6 protein-coding genes are annotated in these 5,161 nt (G+C 71.4%); all 6 read left to right on the top strand.

The features are described 5' to 3' along the window. The first annotated feature begins 257 nt into the window (after positions 1 to 257). The 6 genes from AOK03_RS23740 (at position 258) to AOK03_RS23715 (ending at position 5,139) form a co-directional block, all read left to right on the top strand. The gene (locus AOK03_RS23740) at positions 258 to 578 is read left to right on the top strand and encodes a DMT family transporter (protein WP_055567362.1); all 321 of its coding nucleotides are present in this window, start codon (positions 258 to 260) and stop codon (positions 576 to 578) included. Continuing rightward, complete coding sequence (locus tag AOK03_RS23735; RefSeq protein ID WP_055567361.1) at positions 578 to 1,123, top strand: TetR/AcrR family transcriptional regulator; 546 nt, start codon at positions 578 to 580, stop codon at positions 1,121 to 1,123. Before AOK03_RS23740 ends, AOK03_RS23735 begins: the two co-directional genes overlap by 1 nt. Before the next feature lie 361 nt (positions 1,124 to 1,484). Further along, positions 1,485 to 2,486: a 2,3,4,5-tetrahydropyridine-2,6-dicarboxylate N-succinyltransferase gene (dapD, locus tag AOK03_RS23730; RefSeq protein WP_055567360.1), complete on the top strand. Its 1,002-nt coding sequence runs from the start codon at positions 1,485 to 1,487 to the stop codon at positions 2,484 to 2,486. Between the two features lie 238 nt (positions 2,487 to 2,724). Continuing rightward, positions 2,725 to 3,177: a hypothetical protein gene (locus AOK03_RS23725; RefSeq protein WP_055567363.1), complete on the top strand. Its 453-nt coding sequence runs from the start codon at positions 2,725 to 2,727 to the stop codon at positions 3,175 to 3,177. Between the two features lie 160 nt (positions 3,178 to 3,337). Further along, a complete protein-coding gene (locus AOK03_RS23720; protein WP_055567359.1) occupies positions 3,338 to 3,916 on the top strand; it encodes a SigE family RNA polymerase sigma factor in 579 nt (192 codons plus the stop codon). After that, positions 3,913 to 5,139: a hypothetical protein gene (locus AOK03_RS23715; protein ID WP_055567358.1), complete on the top strand. Its 1,227-nt coding sequence runs from the start codon at positions 3,913 to 3,915 to the stop codon at positions 5,137 to 5,139. The genes AOK03_RS23720 and AOK03_RS23715 overlap by 4 nt, the downstream gene beginning before the upstream one ends. Positions 5,140 to 5,161: the final 22 nt, after the last annotated feature.

Raw genomic sequence — 5,161 nt, 5'->3', positions numbered from 1 at the left:
GTGGGGCCCAGCCGTGCGGGGGCGGGAACGGTGCCCAGCCGCCCGGTTGTCCGTATGCAGGCGGTCCTTGCGGTACCGGTGGTCCCTGTGGTCCTTGCGGTCCCTGCGGCCCCCACCCCGATGTGCCCGGCATTTTCCTCTGGTGCTCCCACGTCTCTTGCGTCTCTGTGGCCCCCCACAGTGATCGCGTCACCCTAACCGGTGATACCGCCCGCTTTTGTGTACGCCTGTACGCATCGATATGTACACTCGTACGCATGGGATACGCACTGCTGGCCGCGGCCATCGCGGCGGAGGTGGCCGGGACGACGGCCATGAAGTACAGCGAGGGGTTCAGCAGGCTGGTCCCCTCACTGATCACGGTCGCGGGCTATCTGCTCGCCTTCACGCTGCTCGCGCAGACCCTGAAGACCCTGTCCGTGGGCACTGCGTATGCGATCTGGGCCGGCATCGGCACCGCGGCCGTGGCCGCCATCGGCATGATCTTCCTGGGGGAGTCGGCCAACCTGGTCAAGGTCGCGGGCATCGCGCTCGTCATCGCGGGCGTCGTCGTGCTCAACCTGGGCGGGGCCCACTGATGGGGCGTCGGTACGACCCCGAGCGCCGTCAGCGGATCATCGACGCCGCGATCCGAGTCGTCGGGGCGAAGGGGATCGGCGGGCTCAGTCACCGCTCGGTCGCCGCCGAGGCCGACGTGCCGCTCGGCTCGACCACGTACCACTTCAAGACGCTCGACGAGCTGCTGGTCGCCGCGCTGCGGCAGAGCAACGAGGGCTTCGCCAAGGTGATGGCCGCCAGCGACGTGTTCGAGGATCCGGCGGCCGACCTCGCCGCCGGGCTCGCGCGGCTCCTGGGCGAGTGGTTCGCGGGGGAGCGGTCCGGGGTCGAGCTGGAGTACGAGCTCTATCTCGCCGCCCTGCGCAGGCCCGCGCTGCGGCCCGTGGCCGCGGAGTGGTGCCAGGGGCTCGCCGACGTCCTGGTGCTGCGGACCGACGCGGTCACCGCGTTCGCCCTCGTCGCCCTCATGGACGGGATCAGCCTGCAGGTGCTGCTCACGGGCGGTGAGTACGACGAGGAGTACGCGCGCTCCATGCTCGCCCGGCTGTTGGTGCCGGGCGCTTGACAGCGTCCCCGGTGCGGCATTGACCGAGCAGTCACGGAAGGACGTCACATGTTCGTGCACCACCGGCGGGGACCGAGGGCCTGATGGGGCGCCGCGGTCCGGGACACGGGGAGCGATTTCTGTTCTCCCTGGCGTTGGTCGCAGTCAGCTTGCTGTGGACGACACGGGACATGGCTCCATGGGCGACCGTGTCGTGTGCCGTCGGTGCGGTGGGCGGGGCGGTGGGAATGGTCCGCTTCGGGCGGCGTCATCTGAGGGCGCGCGGGGATTCGTAGTGCGGCCCGCGCCCAGGGGGCCTCGTGGTGGCCCGGACCTTGAGACCGGTTCGCCCGCACGGCGCACCTCCGGTTAGGTTTCACCCATGACCGACACGAACGCTTCTCGCACCACCGGCGCCGTCGCCGCAGGCCTCGCCACCGTCACCGCCGACGGCACCGTCCTCGACACCTGGTTCCCCGCCCCCGAGCTCGTCGCTGCCTCTGCCGAGGGCCATGGCCCCGCCGGCAGCGAGCGGCTGACCGCCGAGCGCGCCGTGGAACTGCTCGGTGAGGGCGCGGGCAAGGCCATCGGCCCGGACGCCCGCCGTGGCGTGGAGATCATCGCTGTCCGTACGGTCATCGCGTCCCTCGACGACAAGCCGCTGGACGCCCACGACGTCTACCTGCGCCTGCACCTGCTCTCGCACCGCCTGGTCAAGCCGCACGGCGTGAACCTGGACGGCCAGTTCGCCTTCCTCGCCAACGTCGCCTGGACCTCGCTCGGCCCGGTCGCCGTCGACGACGTCGAGAAGGTGCGGCTCAACGCCCGCGCCGAGGGTCTGCACCTCGCCGTGACCTCCATCGACAAGTTCCCGCGCATGACGGACTACGTCACGCCGAAGGGCGTCCGCATCGCCGACGCCGACCGCGTGCGCCTCGGCGCGCACCTCGCCGCGGGCACCACGGTCATGCACGAGGGCTTCGTGAACTTCAACGCGGGCACGCTCGGCACCTCCATGGTCGAGGGCCGCATCTCCGCGGGCGTCGTCGTCGGCGACGGCTCGGACATCGGCGGCGGCGCCTCCACGATGGGCACGCTGTCCGGCGGCGGCAACGTACGCATCGTCATCGGCGAGCGCTGCCTGGTCGGCGCCGAGGCGGGCGTCGGCATCGCGCTGGGCGACGAGTGCGTCGTCGAGGCGGGCCTGTACGTCACCGCGGGCACGCGCGTGACCATGCCCGACGGACAGATCGTCAAGGCCCGCGAGCTCTCCGGCGCCTCGAACATCCTCTTCCGCCGCAACTCGGTCACCGGCGCCGTCGAGGCCCGCCCGAACAACGCGGTGTGGGGCGGCCTGAACGACGTGCTGCACAGCCACAACTGACGGTCCGCGCCGCTCGGGCCGGAGCGCCGACCGCTGCTTTACTGTTGGCACTCCATTGCCATCGCTCCACAGGGGGAACCACATGAACAGAACGGGTGTGCGGGCGTTGGCCCTTGGTGCCGTTGCGGTGCTTGGGCTGGTGGTCGGGTGTGGGCAGAGTGCGGGGCAGCCCCGGGACGATGTGCGCAGTGCCGCGCAGCAGGTCGACCGGGCGGCCACCGGGGATCACGGTTATCCGTTGCGCAAGAGTGACATTCCCTGGAGCGGGAGTCCGAGCCCGTTCAACGCGAAGGTCGAGCTGGCCGACGGGCGCCGCGTGGCCATGCACTACATGCGCGGCAAGGGGCTGTTCGTGCAGGACTACAGCCCCCGCGCCAAGGGGTGGTCCAAGTCGGCCGTCGTGTACAGGACCAAGACCGACGCCTGCCAGGGCATCACGCTCAAGGCCAAGGACGGCACGGTCGCGGCCTTCGGTGACTTCGGCAGGTACTGCGCGGACGGCGAACCGCCGACCGAGTCGGTCGCCGCGGTGGCCGTGGGGCCGCTGACCAAGTGGGACAAGCACCTCACGAAGGACTTCGACGGCTGGGAGAAGATCGTCGTCGCCCCCGGAGGCAAGAAGGTCACGTTCAGCCGGGGCAGTCACACGCTGCGCTGGACCAAGGCGGCGGGGTTCCCCGCCGCCCGCTGACGCCTTGAGAGGAGGAGCGGTCGCCCCCTGTGGGGCGGCCGCTCCTTTTGCTTGGCCCCTTCCCGGAATTTTCTTCGGTGAGCAGGCATAGCGGGGGTCGTCCGGACCCGTCCTCATCCATGCGGGAGGGCAACAGGCCCACCAGGGAGCGAAGGTGACGATGAGCGCCCATGAGCAGGACAGTTTCCGGGAGTTCGTGGCGTCCAGATCGTCGGCGCTGCTGAAGACCGCCGTACTGCTCAGCGGGGGCGACCGGCACGCGGGGGAGGACCTGCTGCAGAACGCGCTCGTCAAGGCGGCCGGGCGCTGGCAGCGGATCGACGAGCCGGAGGCGTATGTCCGCCGGATCCTTTACCGGCAGCAGGTCAGCCGGTGGCGGCTGAAGTGGCCGCGGCGCGAACTGGCCGTCGCGGAGCCGCCCGAACGTGCCGCGCCGGGGGACGGCACGTCCGCGGCGGACCTGCGCATCGTGATGCGCGGGGCCCTCGCCAAGCTCACCGCCAGGCAGCGCACCGTGCTCGTCCTGCGCTACTTCGAGGACCTGCCGGAGGCGGACGTCGCCGCCGCCCTCGGCTGCTCCGTCGGCACCGTGCGCAGCACCACGCACCGCTCGCTCGCCCGGCTGCGGGACCTCGCCCCCGAGCTGGCGCACCTGGACCGCCACGACGCGGCCGATACGGCCGACGCGGCCGACCCGCCCGCTTCTCCCGACTTCTCGCCCTTGGAGGTATCACCGTGAACGTGGCAGATCTGGTGCGCGAGTCGCTGCGGGAGCAGGCGGACCGGGGGGCGCCCGTGCCGGGGGACTTCGCCGACCGCGTGCTCGCCGTGCGCCGGCGGCGCAGGACCCGGGCGATGGTGGGCACCTCGCTCGCCGTGGTGACGGCCGCCGTCGTGGCGGTCGCGGTGCCCGCCATCGGCTCGGACTCCGAGGAGCGGGGCCCGCGCCCGGCCGGCGAGCTGCAGAGCGGCGACATCGTCGCGCACCCCGGCCAGACCCCGCCGCGGGAGCTGATCGCCGCGGGCGGCACGGCCCTCGCCGCGTACAGCACGAGCAAGAACGTCAAGCAGCCCGACGGCGATGCCCTCTTCACCCGCACCTACCGGCTGCTCGACCAGAAGACCGGCACCTACCGCACGGACCCCCGCTGGTCGTGGCTGGACGTCGCGCCCGGCATGCGGACCGCCGCCGTCCTGGAGCGCGGCCTCCCCGCCCAGCGGATCGGGCTGCTGAACCTGCTCACGGGCAAGGTCGAGCGCTGGATCCCGGTGGACCACGGCGTCGGGGGCGTCGAGTTCTCGCCCGACGGCAGGAAGCTCGTCGCGACGACGTACGCGAAGGACCCGGACCGGCTCGACAAGGACCGGCCGATCAGCGACGGCAAGCACGAGGAGCCCGGGCCCGCCGACCCGAGCAGGACCGGCTTCTACGTCCTCGACGTGGCCTCCGGGAACGGCAGTTGGAGCGAGGTGAAGACCAAGAGCGGCGGGTTCGGCATGTCGGACATCAACACCAGGCAGGACTTCGACTTCAGCCGGGACGGCTCGCTGGTCTACTCGGGTCGCATCCGCGAACCCAGCCAGCAGTACTACGACTTCCAGGGGCGGAAGAAGAGCACGCCCATGCGGGAGAGGCACCTGCACTGGGCCGTCGAGGCCCGGCTCTCCCCGAGCGGGAAGCTCGCCGCCGGTGACTTCGCGGGCGGCGCCAAGACCACCGCCACGGAGGTCCTCGACCCGCTCACCGGCAAGCGGGTCGCCAAGCTGCCCGGTCAGCAGCTGCTCGCCTGGGCCGACGACCGGCGGCTCATCGCCTGGGACATCGAACCGGGCACGAGCGAGTACCGGCAGCGGCTCGTCCTCGTCACCGTCGGGAGCAAGAAGACGATTCCCCTGAGCGGCTACCGCTCGCCGAAGGACGGTTCCGGCGGGCGCTGGACACCGCTCTTCGCCCGGCGCTGATCATCAGATCGCCCGCCGGAAC

The sequence above is a fragment of the Streptomyces atriruber genome, assembly GCF_001418325.1.
Lineage (GTDB): Bacteria > Actinomycetota > Actinomycetes > Streptomycetales > Streptomycetaceae > Streptomyces > Streptomyces atriruber.
This window is presented reverse-complemented; position numbering and strand designations above follow the sequence as displayed.